Here is a 13,409-nt window from a genome sequence, read left to right as displayed (position 1 = left end):
GCCGCCCTCGCGTCAGGCGCGCTGGATGACCCAGGCGTCCTGGCTGCTCCAGAAGTGCGCCGGAAAATGCGCGACCGCTGCCGGTGTTCCAGGGAGTTGCCGCAAGGCGGCCTGCACGTAACCGGGCGCGATGAAGGTATTGCCATACAGGCTGGGGTCGAGCAGCGTGGATTCGCTGCTGGGGATGAAGTGATAACCCTCTGCGGGCAGGTCGAGGCCGACAAGGCGGGCGCAATGTTCGCCGTGCGTGGTGATGATGAGCATGCCGCCGGGCGCGAGCGCGCGGTACAGCCGTGCCAGCCAGCGCTGCCACAGGCCGTCGGGTAGGTGGCTGAACAGCGAGAGCACGAAGATGGTGTCGTACTCGCCCTGCGTGTCGAGCTGTTCGGGCTCGGCACAGGAGGGGAAGCCGTCGATGCCGAAGGTCTCGCGCAGGAACTCGGTGCTGCCGGGCAGGATGTCGGAGACGCACAGGCTGCCGGCCGGCAGGGCCTTGACCAGGTGGCGGGTGAAGCGGCCGTGGCCGCTGGCGAATTCGAGGAAGCGGGGCGTGGCGCCCAGCTTGCGATCCAGCCTTTCGTGCAGGTCGCGCAGTTCGGAGAGCGTGCGCCAGCCGTCGGCGAGGTAGTCCCGCACCGGGTTGGTGGAGCTGGGGTGCCCGGCGAAGAAGCGGAAGATGTCGTCCTGCGGATGGATGCGGCCCTCGATGCCGAAGGCGCGGCCAAGTGCCCCCTCGAGATCGTGTTCTTCGAGCAGATTGTGGGCGACGAGGTTGCCGGGCGCGAGCTTCAGTGCGGCCTGCAGGCAGGCGGCGGCCTGGCTGCGCTGGCCGTGGTCGAGCAGGCTGCAGGCTGCGTCGATGAGTTGGGCGGTGTCCATGATTGAGCGTGCCGCGGCAGGGCAAAAGACGGGATTGTAGTAGCATTGCCCGCCATGGTGCGGAGCAACAGGAATGGGGCCGGTGCGTTGTCGGTCGCGCGGACCTGGGCGATGCCAGCGAAGGAGAATGGATGCTGCGAGTATGCGAGGAACCGGGCGGTGATGCGAATGTGATGGTCTGGCACCTGCCGGATGGCGGGGTGCGCCGTTTCATGCTGGGCGCCGAGGATCTGACGCTGCGCGCGCACTTCGCGCCCTTCGAACCCCTGCGCGAATTTGTCGGTCTCCTGCTGGGCGTGAAGCCGCGCGGCGTGGTGGTCGAGGCCTTGTCGGGCGTGTCGGCCGAGCTGGCGCGGGTCGCGTTGGCGCTCGGGTTCCCGGTGATGCTGCGATGGCCGGCGGCACATCGGGTGGCGCGCGATGCGTCGTCCCTGCGCTGGCTGCAGGGCCTGCTGCGCGCGGCAACGCGCTGCCTGCCGCCCGCCGACGCGGCAGACGAGACGGCCTTGCGCACCCTGCTGCCCGGGTTGCCGGCGTGCGTGCCGGCAGACCAAGGCGCGGACGGTGCCGCGCCGCTGGCACCCGCCGTCGGGCCGCAGATCGCGGGCTTCGGCTACGAGGCCTATGCGTTCGGGAATCGCGATCACAACCTGTTGCTGGCGATGCAGGCGCGTTACGCCGCGCATTTCGGTGGCTGCGAGCGCGTGCTCGATCTCGGGTGCGGTACCGGCGTGTTCCTGGAGGTTCTGGCGCGCCAGGGACTGGCGGCGACTGGCGTGGAGCGCAATCCGATGAGTGTGCGTTTCGCGCGCAGCCTCGGCCATACGGTGGTGGAAGCCGATGCGCTGGCGTTCCTGGCGACACAGGAGGCGGCCTGGGATGGCGTGTATTGCTCGCACTTCATCGAGCACTTGCCCGTCGACGCGGCGGAGTTGCTGCTGCGCCGTACGGCAGCCGCGCTGCGTCCCGGCGGCGTGGCCGTGTTCGTCTTTCCCGATCCCGAGTCGATCCGCAGCCAGCTGCTGGGATTCTGGCGCGACCCCGAGCACGTGCGCTTCTACCACCCCGATCTGGTGACGGTGATGGCGGCGGCCTGCGGGCTGGCGTTGGCACACGACGGACAGCGCGTGCCTGGCCGCCGGGTGGTGTCGTTCGAGTTGGAGCCGCCCTTGCCGCCGCCCGCCGCGCCTGCGCCGCACGGCTGGCTGCATCGGGGACTAGCCCGCTTGGGACTGGCAACGCGGGATGCCTTGCAGGCCGAACGGGCGCGCGTTGATGCACTCGAGCATGCGGTGCGCCGCTTGTGGGAGGTCAACCAGACCTGGGCCTGGGATGACAATGCCTTGCTATGCTTCCGTAAGCCGATGGTGACGGCGGACGGTGCCGTGGCGTGTACGGGAACGGAATCGGATTGAGTGGAACGCCGGATATGCTGAGGAACGTGTTGCGCCGCCTGTGGGGCGAGTCGCCTGAACGAGCGCCGGCCGGAGAGGCCGGCGATGCAGGGGCGGAGCCGGGCTGGCGGGTGCCGGTGCTGTGCTATCACAGCTGGACGATGTCGACCTCGACCTACGAGGGTAACGACCACGTTGCGCTGGAGGCCGACCTGGCCAGTCTTGCGCGACGCGGCTACGCGGTGCTGCCCCTGCCGACGCTGGTGGCGGCGCTGCGCGGCGAACGGCCGGTACGCGAACTGGCGGGGCGCAAGCTGGTGGGCCTGAGCTTCGATGACGGGCGTGACCACGACTACCGCGACTTGCCGGGCGCGGACGGGGCGCTGGTGCCGTCGATGCACACGGTGCTGGCGCGCGCGGAGATCGAGGTGGTGGGCGAAGGGCCGATGGCGGTGTCCTTCGTACTGGCCTCGGCCGAGGCGCGCCGGGTGCTGGATGTGAGCTGTGGCGCGGGCCGCCGCGAGTGGGAGGATGACTGGTGGGCGCCGGCCGCAGCGGGTCGCGTGCTGGGCATCGGCAATCATGGCTGGGACCATGTGCACGACACCCTGGAACGGGTACGCCAGCGCGACAACCTGAAAGGCTCCTTCCTGCACGTGAACACCTTCGAGGATGCCGAGGCGCAGATTGCCGAGGCCCAGGTCGAGATCGACCGCCTGTGCGCGGGACGGGCGCTGCCCTTGTTCGCCTACCCGTATGGCCATGTGCCGCCCTACGTGCGGGATGTGTACTTTCCACAGAATGCGGCCCGCATCGGCGTCCGTGCGGCGTTCGGTACCGGTGGTTCGGCGGCGTCCCCGGCTGCACCGGTGTGGGACATCCCGCGCTTCGTGTGCGGCTGGCACTGGCGGACGCCGGACGAGTTCGCGGCCTTGCTGGACGCGGTTGAACGAGGGGAGCGTTGAGACGATGGGTGTTTGGTCATGCTTGAAGGCGTGCCTGCGGCGCACCGCGCCTGCGCCCGCACGGGTGACGGACGCCGTGCCGGTCGCACCGGCCGTGACGGTGAGCGTCGACGAGTCTGAAGCGCCGGCGCGGGACTTTGCGGCGTTCTTCCGTGTCGTCGAAGTGGTCGATGCCGATTTTCTAGTCGGTGCGCTGTTTCGCCGACGCTTCTCGACCGATTCCTTTCCCGGGTCGCCGAAACACTTCGTCGCGTTCTACAAGGGAACGGATGGAACCTTGCTGCCCTTGGGCTATGTTCATTTCGAGATCTGGGAAGGACAGGCGATGGGCGGCGGCCTGGTGATTGACGAGCGCCTGTATCGGCGCATGCCGTCCGGCGACCGGGACCTGATCCGGGCCAATGGCGGTGTGGCGGAAGCGCTGCTGCGCGCCAGCATTGCCTTGCTGCCCGACGACCTGATCGGCATCTGGGGCTACGTCGGCGACAAGCAGGCGGAGAAGGTCGACCTGCGCGTGGGGTTCCGCCATACCGGCCGGCCGCACCTGATGGTGATCTGGCGCAACGAGCCGGACGACGCCGGCAAGGCGTACTGGATCGAACGCGCCGAAGCTTACGGCCCGTTCTAGTGGCCGGTCGTGATGCCGCGCCCGAATTGCAGCGGTATGGCCGGACCGGCACAGTGCTGAACAATGCCATTGTCCTCGTGTGCGATGCGCAGGGTGTACGGGCCCTCCAGACCGCGCACGTCGGCGGCGACGATGAAGCCGCCGGCGGCGAGCTCGGGCTGGCCCAGGTAGGCGGCGATGTCGGGCCGCGGGTCCGTCTGCGTGCGCAGGCGATAGCGCTCCCCCGAGGGGGCGGTGAGGATGAGCTGGATGCCGCGCGCGGGCTCGCCGCGCGCGGCCGAACGGGCGAGCCAGCCTGACGCGTGCAGCATGCCGGTGACGGCCTGTGCGGAGTGCGCACGCAGCCCGTTGAGCTGTTCCAGGTTGCCATCGCAGTGAGTGGCCTCGTGGACCGGCAGGTTCGCCGGTATCGGTTGTGGGAGGGTCAGGCCGGGGAGCGGCGCTGTCGCGATGCCGGCGGAAGGCAGCGCATCGAGCTCGAGCGCGAAATCGGTCTGCCAGCGCCTGACATCGCCATCGAGGGTGATGGCCCGGACGCGTTGGCCGTCCAACGCGTCGGACGGTGCGTACAGGAGGGCGAAATCGGCCGCGCTGCCGATGAAGGGCGAAAGCACGAAGCCCGCGCGCCCCATGCCGGCGACGAAACGGTAGTGGCGCGTGTCGCCGTTGTGCAGTTCGAGTGTGATGCTCAGCGGGCTGGTCTTGTACAGCAGGCCGATGAGGCGTCCGGCCAGCGTCGGACGCACGTCGATGCGGGCAAACAGCCGGGCGGCTGTGCCCGGGACTTCGATGCGTTGGCCGAGGATGTGGCGCCGGGTGCCAAGCGATTGCATCGGCGCCGGTTCCGGGCGGGCGCTTTTTTCCAGGTGCAGGTAGCCGCTGACGAACGCGACCGGACGGTAGTGGGAGAGCAGTGCGGTCCAGCTCGGGCCGTCTTCCAGCGCGGGGAGACGGCGGTCGATGGGCTCCAGTCGCAGCAGGATGTTGTCCGGGGCGTCGTCGGCGACGAGGTGTCGACGATTCAACTCGGCGAGCTCAGGCGTGTAGACGGTGTAACTCTGGAAGACTGGTCGGGGCGCCCAGTGATTGCCGGAGGCGATCAGCCGCGTCTGGCGGAAGGAATAGATGTCCGTGCTGCCGGCGAACGGGGGGAATCCGGATTGTGTGGCCAGCGCGTTCATGTGTTGCGCGTGCTGCGCTTCGAGACCGTGCGGTGCCTGCAGGCGCAGCGCCAGGCCCCGGGCCGCATCCGCGTAGGTTGACCATGTGGTCTCGACGAGGTGCCGGGCCCCGGCGGCGAGGGTGAGCCGGGTGGCTGCGCCCCATTCGCGTGCCGCCAGATGACGCTGGAGCAGGGCATGGTCGGTCATCACGAAAGTCGGGGGAATGAGCGCCAGGTTGTGGCGCGGCAGCGCGTGGAAGGCGCTGCTGCCGAGCCAGGCGAGGAGGCTTGCGCACAGCAGCGCCAGCGCGGTGCGTGAAGGCCTGAGCAGACAGGCCAGCAGGGCGGCGAGCAGCAGGTGGCAGGCGGCGAGCAGGGCATGGCCGACGTGGTTGTCGTGGCGGATGTAGCCGCCCTTGAAGGCGAGGAAGGCGGCGGCGGCGAACAACAGGATGAGGTAGAGGGCGACTGGGCCTCGCGCCTTCTCGGCCATCGCGAGATAGGCCAGCAGGGCGCCTGAAAGCGCCACGAACAGAATGACCTCCGCGAGCGGACCGTTCGTGGCCATGGCTTCGCCGTAGCCCGCGATGATCGGGACGATGGTGATGAAGTAGTCCGGCAGAGCGGCCACAGGCAGTCCGGCCAGCGTCCACCAGGCGAACGCGGACAGCACGGGGGCGAGCAGGATGACGAGTGCGGTCCGGTGTTGCTTCAACGCGACGAAGAGGGCGGTGGACAGCAACTGCGTGAAGACGCAGGCGACCAGCATGGACCCCTTGATCATGACCAGCAGCCCGAACGGTGCGTAAGCCAGCGCGAGCGACGCGAGCAGGGCGCGCTCGCCGCTGTCGGTGCGGTGCGACTGGATCGCGGTCCGGTAGGTGTAGGCGCCGGCGAGCAGCGGCAGGAAGAGCAGCAGCGCATCCCGCGAGTACGCCAGGCCAGCGAACACGACCAGGGTGGCCACGCGCAGCGGCCATCGGGTCTGCCGGCACAGCCCGTGCAGGAGGAAGGCGAACGAGAGCGCCAGGTAGAGCGATCCCCAAAGCATGCCGGCATCGGTGCCGGGATGGTAGTTCCGGGTGTAGATGGCGGCGTAGGGGCCGAGGGTGAAGACGATGTCCCGGCCGGGGATGAGCCCCTGCGCGAGGGCGGCATTCATGCCCAGCATCCAGGATTCGTCCAGTCCGTCCCGGGCAAAGGTGGGCAGGAACGGTACGAAGATGCCGACCGCGGTCAGGAGCAGGGCGAGGAGGAGTAGCGCGCGGGCGAAACGGAGTGGCATTGGCAGGAACGGAAGGAGCGCGCGGGGAGTGTATATAAGGGCCTGCGCACTGTCGAATGCGCGGCGCTGTGGTTTGGGGGGCGAGTATCATCCGTGGTTTGCGACCTGCGGCGGAACGATCGTGGGCGGGTCGGTTCCTTTTACGAAGGTGGGTCTTGATCGATGTGATTGTGCCGGTCTATGCCGGCGAGGCATTTGTGCGGCGCTGCCTGGGCTCGGTGCTGGCGGGCGGTGGCCTGGACCACGAACTGGTCGTGGTGGATGACTGCTCGCCCGAGCCGGCGCTGTCGGCGTGGTTGGCCGGGCTGGCGGCAGAGGGGCGAATCACCCTGTTGCGCAATGAGCGCAATCGCGGCTTCGTCGGCTCAGTGAATCGCGCCCTGGCCTTGCATCCCGAGCGGGACGTCGTATTGCTCAACAGCGATACCGAGGTGGCGGGTGACTGGCTTGCACGCATTGCGCGCTGTGCGTCGGCGCATCCCGATGCCGGCACGATCACGCCGTTTTCCAACAATGCGACGATCTGTTCCTACCCTTACGAGGGCTGGACCGGCGAAGTGCCGGGCACGCTCGGGCTGGCCGCCCTCGATGCGTTGTTCGCTCGGACGCTGCCCGGGGTGGTGGCCGACCTTCCGACTGGCGTGGGGTTCTGCATGTTCGTCCGTCGCGCGTGCGTGGCGCAGATCGGGGCGCTCGATGAGGCGGCGTTCGGAAGAGGCTACGGAGAGGAGAACGACCTGTGCCGACGCGCCGCGAAGGCGGGCTGGCGCAACCTGCTGTGCGCGGACGTATTCGTTTACCACAAGGGTGGGGTGAGTTTCGGCCCGGGCCGGGAGGCACTGATGGCGGCCGGGGCGGCAGCCCTGCGCCGGCTCCATCCCGAATACGATCGCGTCGTGCGGAATTTCATCGCGGCCGATCCCCTGCAGCCGTTGCGCGCGGCAATCGATGCCGCGCGCACGGCGCAGGGCGGCGACGAGGCGGCTGCGCTGGACGCGGAGCGTGCCGCCGAACCGGTGCGGGGAGCGATGCCGCCGTTGCCGCCGGCGCCGCCCTTGCACAGCTTTGCAGGAATGGAAGACTGGCCGACAAGCGGTCGATGCGATGCGTCGGCGGATGCCTTGCCGGTCTGGCTGCACCTGCTCCACGGCTGGGGCGGCGGAACCGCGCGCTGGGTGCACGACATGGCGGGCGCCGATGTGCAGGCGCGTCATCTGTGCCTGCGTTCGCGAACCGGGCGCAACGATGCCGGAGTGCGGCTGGAGTTGCTCGAACCGGCAGTGTCGGATGAGGTGCTGCTGGCCTGGGACCTGGCTCAGCCGGTAGATTTCTGCGCCCCGCGTCATGCACCGTGGCGCGCGGTCTTCGACGAGGTGCTGGGGGCCTGCGATGTGAAGGTGGTGGTTGTGTCGTCGTTGATCGGCCACTCCCTTGAAGCATTCGAGAGCGGTCGGCCGACCGTCGTCGTGCTGCACGACCTGTTTCCCTTCTGTCCGGCGTTGTTCGGCTGGTTCGGCGAAGCCTGCGAGGTATGCGATGCATCGCGCCTGGTCCGCTGCTTTGCCGAGAACCCCATGAACGTGTTCTGGCATCAGGCCACGCCGCAGGCGTGGATGGACGTGCGCGAGGTCTTTGCGCGCGCGCTGGTGGGCCCGGGCGTGGTTGTGACGGCGCCCAGCCAGTCGGTGTTCGAGCGCTACCGTACGCTGCTGCCGGCATTGGCGGCCGTGCGCTGGCACAAGGTGCCGCACGGCCTTGCGCTCTGTCCGCCGCCGCTGTCGAACGCGGCGGCGGTAAAGCGTGGCACGCCGCGATTGCGGGTCGTGGTGCCGGGCCGTCTGGCGCCGCATAAGGGTTTGGCGCTGGTGCAGGCCCTGCTGCCCGAACTGACGGATTTTGCCGATGTGCTTTTGCTGGGGTGCGGCGAGTTCGGCACTGCCTTTGCCCATTTGCCCCATGTGCGGATCGTGACGGACTATCGGCCGGCGCAACTGGCTGCGCACGTCGCGGCATTCGGCGCCGAGTGCGCGCTGCTGCCGGCGGTGCTGCCTGAGTCCTTCAGCTACACGCTGAGTGAGATGCAGGCGCTGGCGATTCCGGTGGTGGCGACCGATCTCGGCGCGTTCGCCGAGCGAATCGAAGAGGGCGTGACGGGGTGGCGTGTGCCGCCGAACGCGTCCGAGATCCTTGAGGTGTTGCGCACCTTGGCGGCGGACCCGCAGCGCCTGGATGCCGCATCGGCGGTGCTGAGGGGCCGACCGACGCGGACGGCCGCCCAGATGGTGGCGGATTACCGCGCGTTGCCGGGGGTGGCGGAAGCCGAACGTGTGCCGGCAAGAGGGAGCGGCTTGCTGTGGCGGGCGTTCTCCGGCTTGCATGAGGCGCGATCCTGGCTGGGGTTCCGAATGCGCGAGATCGAGGCGTTGCATCGCGCATGGCGTGCCGGGGATGCGGGCCTGAAGGGCTACATCGCCAGCCTGGAGGTGGCGTTGGCTACGGAGCGGGAACAGGCCGACAGCCTGCGTCGGCGCCTGTCGGAGGTGGAGGAGCAGGTCGCGGCGGTGCGCGCATCGACGTCGTGGCGGCTGACGGCCCCCTTGCGCAGGGTGGCGATCGCCCTGCGTGGGCGCCGCGGTCGGTCCCGGCCGGGCGGACGGAGTCTGGCCCCGACCCCTGTGGTCGGGGGTGCGCCGGCGGCGAGCCGTGCGGCGCAGGCCTGGCAACCCGCAGGCGACTGGCAAGGGCGCTGGGCCGTCGCCTTGGGTGAAGGGGAGGAAGCGGCGCGCCTGCGTGCCGAGCTGCGGGTCGCGTGCCGGGAGGCACTTGGTCTGCCCGACTCGACGTGTCTCGTGATCGGGATGGGGCGAGGCGATGCGCGCAGCGGCCTGGCGGACTTCGCCCGCGTGGCGGAGGGGGTTGCCGCGGCGCGCAATGGCGTCGCTTTTCTCTGGCTCGGGGAACTCGATGCGGTGTGGGGCGCGGCCATGGGGGATGTCTTGCGCGTACCGATGGCCGCGCGGCGCCTGTTCGTGCGCGAGGATGCGGGCTTCGAGCGCTGGATGCTGGGCGCCGATCTGTACTTGGGGTGTCGCGCTGCGGGCGACGTTGAGCGGGGCGCCGCGGATGCGCTGGCTTGCGGTCTGCCCGTGGTGCTGGCCGACCCCGGTTGCGTGCCGGCGGACATCGCGGGCAAGGTCCGGGCTGGTGGCATTGAGGCAGTGTTGCGCTTCGTGGCGTCGTCGATGCCGGCCGGGTGGGCCGGCCGCTAGATGTTGAGCTTTTTGAACACGAAGGCGGGCAGGTGCATGATCACGAGCATGATCAGCCGCCACCTGCGCGGGGTGTAGCGGGTCGACGTTCCGCCAGCTGCGGCTGCAACGATCTGTTCGGCGACGACCTGGACCGGGGCGAGCCGGGCGCCCTGGCGCTTCAGGTGTGCGGTCATCGGGGTGTCGGTCGGGCCGGGCTTGACCAGTACCACCTGGACGCCGGTGTTCGCGAAACGGTGTTGCAGGCCCTGCAGGTACCGGGCGACCAGTCCTTTCGCGGCACCGTAGACATAATTCGATCTTCTCCCCCGGTCGCCGGCCACCGAACCGATGACGACAAGTGTGCCGTGGTCGGCGGCGGCCAGGTGCTTCGCGAAGGCCTCGGCGTAGAGCACAGGGGAGATAGCGTTGATTTGCAGGGCGTCGTTGCAGGCCGACAGGTCGTCCTGGCAGGCGGGCTGGTCGGGTAGCGAGCCTTGGGCGATCAGGACGATATCCACGCAGCCCCGGGCGACGATCGCGTCCACGGTGGCCTGGATGGTGGCAGGATCGAGGAAGTCGGCCTGTTGTGTCTGGATGGTGGAAGCTGGGCTGCGGACTCCGAGATCGGCCGCGATGCGGTCGAGTCGTCCGAGATCTCGACCGAGCAGGCTCAGATCCACTGGTTCGGCCTGCACCCAGTGCCTGGCGCAATGCTCGGCGATGGATGAAGTCGCGCCGATAATGACGATCTTCTTTGTGCTGCGCATTCAGTGTCCCAGGAGGCGTCGCGAGAGGCCGGAGCTGATGCCGGGGTCGCGGTAGTGCAAGAACTCGGGCAGGCGAGGATAGCCGGCTTCAAATAGCGTGCGCGGCATCCGCGCGTCCTTGGCCGCATAGAGGCGGCCCCGGGCTTCGAGCACGATGGCGTCGAGCCGCGCAAGGAGCGCAAGTGTTCGCTCGCCACGATTGGGAAAATCGAGTGCTAGGGTGGCGCCGGCCTGCGGGAAACTCAGCATTCCGATCGGTGCGCGCTCGCCGAACGTCTTCAGGACCGCCAGGAAGGAGCCCTCTCCGGCGCGGGAGATCTCCGCGAGCATGGCCTTTGTCGAATCGAGGCCGGCATCCTGCGGGACCACGCTCTGATACTGATAAAAGCCCCGAGGACCATACATCCGGTTCCAGTCGAGCAGGTTGTCGAGCGGATAAAAGAAGGGCTCGTAATGCGTGAGCGTACGGCCGCGTCGCCGTGTGTTGAGTAGGTAGTAGAGCTGGTTGAACGGTCGCAACGAGAGGGCGTTCACCAGGGATACGGGGGGGACGAAGGGCATGCGCAGCATGCGTGTCCTCGGCCTGCGGCGCCCTTCGGCTGCGCTGGGCCGGCCCCGCATGAACACGCCGCGCGTGTGCCCGCTCGCCATGCAGTCGATCCATGACACGGTGTGTTCCCAGCCGGCGACGGAATGGTCGGCAAGGCTGAAGAAGGCCTCGAGGTTTTCGAAGGGGAGAGCTTCGGTTTCCAGCCACGGCCCGGCGACCCTTCGCAACTGGAGTTCTGCCCGCACGATCACGCCGGTCAGGCCCAGCCCGCCCACGGTGGCGGCGAACCAGTCGGCCTGCTGGTCCGGCCCGCACTCGAGGGTTGTTCCGTCCGTGCGTACGAGGGTCAGGCGCCGGACGTGTTCGCCGAAGGTGCCTTGCAGGTGGTGGTTCTTGCCGTGAACGTCGTTGGCGATCGCGCCGCCGACGGTCACCAACTGCGTGCCTGGGGTGACCGGCAGCATCCAGCCTCGCGGCAGGGTCAGCCGCTGGATGTCCCGCAGCAGCACGCCAGCCTCGCACACCAGCAGGCCGCTGCGGTCGTCGAAGGCGACGAAATGATCGAGACCGGCCGTCTCCCATAGCGTGTTGTCCGGATTCAGGCAGACGTCGCCGTAGCTGCGCCCCATGCCGTAGGCCAGCCCTGGAAACGGTCCGCTTCGGAGCTGTTCCGGCAGTCTTTCTGGGTCGGTCAGGCGGATGACCCGGTGGGCCGGGGCGTCGAGCCGCCCCCACGACGATACCTGCCTCATGCGGTCTCCGTACGGAACACATAGCGCTTGTCGAGCTGGTACTTCGTCACGTAGCCGATGAGCAGGCCCAGAACGCCCCCTACGTAGCGCATCTCCCGGGTCTCGAATGCGAGATGGAAAGCGAACTCGAACCCCCAGAAAACGAGGGTGGTCAGCAGCCCCATGGCGGTGTAGAGCGCGAAGGTCACGGAGTCGTGGTGGACGTCGCGGGCGCGGAATCGGAAGATGTAGCGCTTGTCGAGGAGGTACTTGACCACAAGGCCGACACCGGTACCGACGACAAGTGCGCCAAGGAGGCTGAACCGGCCGCCGTAGCTGCGGATTGTGATCTCTTGCGCCCCGATGTTTGCCGCGGTTGCGATGAGTGCGAAAATCGCATAGTTAATCGTCAGCTTAGTAGAGGCAAACATTCAATGATCGCGCCGACGTCCAATGAGCCATGAATGGTACCGTAATGGCTAGCTCTCCTCTAGCCAGGCTCGTTGGCCTGGTCCGGTTGATGAGACCGAAGCAGTGGATCAAGAACGGCTTCGTGCTTGCCCCGCTCGTATTCACCGGGCAGTTTCTCGACAGCGAGGCGCTGGGGCGTGCGCTGGGGGCCTTGCTGCTGTTCTGCGTGGCGTCGTCCGCGGCCTACGTCGTCAATGACATGCGCGACGTGGCGCGCGATCGCCTGCATCCGACGAAGTCCCGAACACGCCCGCTGGCTGCGGGGCAGGTGTCCGTGCCCGCGGCCGCGACCCTGCTTGTGGGGCTCTATGCCATCCTGCTGGGCGGCTGGTTCGTCGCGCCCGCGGTCATGACGATCATCGTAGCCTACGTGCTGCTCAACCTGGCCTATACGTTTGTCCTCAAGTACCAGCCGGTGGTGGATATCTTCGTCATTGCCATCGGTTTCGTGCTGCGGGTGTATGCCGGCGCCATGGCGCTGGCGGTGCCCGTGTCTTCCTGGATGTTCATTACGACCCTGTGCCTCGCGCTCTACCTGGCGGCCGTCAAGCGCAGACAAGAACTCAGCCAGCGTGGCGCCGACGGCCGCGAGGTGCTCGAGAAGTACTCCGTGTCGCTTGTGGACCGTTACGCAGAAATGTCGGCGACGGGTGCGCTTCTGTTTTACAGCCTGTTCGTGATGTCGGCCAAGCCCTCGCTGGTGATCACGGTGCCCCTGGTGCTTTTCGGGTTGTTCCGCTACTGGTTCGTGGTGGAGGCGCTCGATGGCGGCGAGTCCCCGACGGATGCGGTGCTGGCCGACTGGCAGTTGTTGGTCACTGTCGTACTCTGGGTCGGGGCCTGCTGTTGGGCCCTGTGGCCGGTGCAGGGTTGATCATGGATCTCGCGTATGCGCTCACCCCCATGCTCGCCTGGCTGGTCGCCGGCGGACTCAAATTCGCGATCAACTGCGTCCGGGCCCGGCGCCTGGCATTCGACCTTATCGGCTACGGGGGGCTGCCGAGCAACCACAGCGCCATTGTCACGAGCATGGCCGCCCTTGTTGCCCTGAGGGAGGGCGTCGGCCATCCGGCGTTCGGGGTGGCGGTGACGCTCGCGTTCATCGTGGTGCTCGACGCCAATGGTCTTCGTCGGCAGGTCGGGAAGCAGGCGGCCGCCCTCAATGCCCTTGCAGGAGATCGCGCGCTGTGGGAGCGCATGGGGCATAGCCGCTTCGAGATCCTTGCGGGGATCGCGGTGGGGGCCGCGGTCGCGGCCGCGGTCCACGCGGTGACGGCCTGAGTCCCGGGCGCGCGACCGGTGTCGGAGGGCGGGCCTCTGCCGCCG

Annotated in this window: 11 protein-coding genes; 6 read left to right on the top strand and 5 right to left on the bottom strand. The window is 68.2% G+C overall.

What is annotated here, in order from left to right:
* Window positions 1-12 precede the first annotated feature (12 nt).
* The gene (locus ACUH78_RS05090; RefSeq protein WP_445332890.1) at window positions 13-879 is read right to left on the bottom strand and encodes an SAM-dependent methyltransferase; all 867 of its coding nucleotides are present in this window, start codon (window positions 877-879) and stop codon (window positions 13-15) included.
* 131 nt (window positions 880-1,010) lie between these two features.
* On the opposite strand from ACUH78_RS05090, the gene ACUH78_RS05085 reads away from it, so the two are divergent.
* The 3 genes from ACUH78_RS05085 to ACUH78_RS05075 all read left to right on the top strand — a co-directional run bounded on the left by ACUH78_RS05085 (window position 1,011) and on the right by ACUH78_RS05075 (window position 3,866).
* Complete coding sequence (locus ACUH78_RS05085) at window positions 1,011-2,294, top strand: class I SAM-dependent methyltransferase (RefSeq protein WP_445332889.1); 1,284 nt, start codon at window positions 1,011-1,013, stop codon at window positions 2,292-2,294.
* Between the two features lie 14 nt (window positions 2,295-2,308).
* Window positions 2,309-3,238 (top strand): polysaccharide deacetylase family protein, encoded by a 930-nt coding sequence (locus tag ACUH78_RS05080; protein ID WP_445332888.1) that lies wholly within the window; start codon window positions 2,309-2,311, stop codon window positions 3,236-3,238.
* Window positions 3,239-3,338: 100 nt separating this feature from the next.
* The gene (locus ACUH78_RS05075) at window positions 3,339-3,866 is read left to right on the top strand and encodes a hypothetical protein (protein WP_445332887.1); all 528 of its coding nucleotides are present in this window, start codon (window positions 3,339-3,341) and stop codon (window positions 3,864-3,866) included.
* Here ACUH78_RS05075 and ACUH78_RS05070 read toward each other — a convergent pair.
* On the bottom strand, window positions 3,863-6,313 hold the full coding sequence (locus ACUH78_RS05070) for a hypothetical protein (protein WP_445332886.1): 2,451 nt from the start codon (window positions 6,311-6,313) through the stop codon (window positions 3,863-3,865). The two genes, ACUH78_RS05075 and ACUH78_RS05070, sit on opposite strands and share 4 nt — an antisense overlap.
* Window positions 6,314-6,483: 170 nt before the next feature.
* On the opposite strand from ACUH78_RS05070, the gene ACUH78_RS05065 reads away from it, so the two are divergent.
* On the top strand, window positions 6,484-9,582 hold the full coding sequence (locus ACUH78_RS05065) for a glycosyltransferase (RefSeq protein ID WP_445332885.1): 3,099 nt from the start codon (window positions 6,484-6,486) through the stop codon (window positions 9,580-9,582).
* Here the strand turns inward: ACUH78_RS05065 and ACUH78_RS05060 are convergent.
* Genes ACUH78_RS05060 through ACUH78_RS05050 form a run of 3 tightly spaced genes read right to left on the bottom strand, consistent with a single transcriptional unit; the run spans window position 9,579 to window position 12,043 of the window.
* The gene (locus tag ACUH78_RS05060; RefSeq protein WP_445332884.1) at window positions 9,579-10,331 is read right to left on the bottom strand and encodes an SDR family NAD(P)-dependent oxidoreductase; all 753 of its coding nucleotides are present in this window, start codon (window positions 10,329-10,331) and stop codon (window positions 9,579-9,581) included. The genes ACUH78_RS05065 and ACUH78_RS05060 overlap by 4 nt on opposite strands.
* Window positions 10,332-11,633: an FAD-binding oxidoreductase gene (locus tag ACUH78_RS05055; RefSeq protein ID WP_445332883.1), complete on the bottom strand. Its 1,302-nt coding sequence runs from the start codon at window positions 11,631-11,633 to the stop codon at window positions 10,332-10,334.
* Window positions 11,630-12,043 (bottom strand): GtrA family protein, encoded by a 414-nt coding sequence (locus ACUH78_RS05050; RefSeq protein ID WP_445332882.1) that lies wholly within the window; start codon window positions 12,041-12,043, stop codon window positions 11,630-11,632. The genes ACUH78_RS05055 and ACUH78_RS05050 overlap by 4 nt, the downstream gene beginning before the upstream one ends.
* 89 nt (window positions 12,044-12,132) lie before the next feature.
* Here ACUH78_RS05050 and ACUH78_RS05045 point away from each other — a divergent pair, with 89 nt between their 5' ends.
* Window positions 12,133-12,957, top strand: coding sequence for a decaprenyl-phosphate phosphoribosyltransferase (locus tag ACUH78_RS05045; RefSeq protein WP_445332881.1), 825 nt, complete (start codon window positions 12,133-12,135; stop codon window positions 12,955-12,957).
* A 2-nt stretch (window positions 12,958-12,959) separates the two neighbouring features.
* Window positions 12,960-13,364 carry a divergent PAP2 family protein gene (locus tag ACUH78_RS05040; protein WP_445332880.1) on the top strand — a complete coding sequence of 135 codons (405 nt, stop codon included), beginning with the start codon at window positions 12,960-12,962 and terminating at the stop codon, window positions 13,362-13,364.
* The last annotated feature ends 45 nt before the right edge of the window (window positions 13,365-13,409 follow it).

The organism is Thauera sp. ZXT1-4 (assembly GCF_052598215.2).
This window is presented reverse-complemented; position numbering and strand designations above follow the sequence as displayed.

Excerpts from the sequence above, each read along its gene's own strand:
- ACUH78_RS05080 (WP_445332888.1), top strand. The coding sequence starts at position 2,309 with ATGCTGAGGAACGTGTTGCGCCGCCTGTGGGGCGAGTCGCCTGAACGA.
- ACUH78_RS05055 (WP_445332883.1), bottom strand. The coding sequence starts at position 11,633 with ATGAGGCAGGTATCGTCGTGGGGGCGGCTCGACGCCCCGGCCCACCGG.
- ACUH78_RS05040 (WP_445332880.1), top strand. The coding sequence starts at position 12,960 with ATGGATCTCGCGTATGCGCTCACCCCCATGCTCGCCTGGCTGGTCGCC.
- ACUH78_RS05090 (WP_445332890.1), bottom strand. The coding sequence starts at position 879 with ATGGACACCGCCCAACTCATCGACGCAGCCTGCAGCCTGCTCGACCAC.
- ACUH78_RS05045 (WP_445332881.1), top strand. The coding sequence starts at position 12,133 with ATGAGACCGAAGCAGTGGATCAAGAACGGCTTCGTGCTTGCCCCGCTC.
- ACUH78_RS05060 (WP_445332884.1), bottom strand. The coding sequence starts at position 10,331 with ATGCGCAGCACAAAGAAGATCGTCATTATCGGCGCGACTTCATCCATC.
- ACUH78_RS05085 (WP_445332889.1), top strand. The coding sequence starts at position 1,011 with ATGCTGCGAGTATGCGAGGAACCGGGCGGTGATGCGAATGTGATGGTC.
- ACUH78_RS05050 (WP_445332882.1), bottom strand. The coding sequence starts at position 12,043 with ATGTTTGCCTCTACTAAGCTGACGATTAACTATGCGATTTTCGCACTC.
- ACUH78_RS05070 (WP_445332886.1), bottom strand. The coding sequence starts at position 6,313 with ATGCCACTCCGTTTCGCCCGCGCGCTACTCCTCCTCGCCCTGCTCCTG.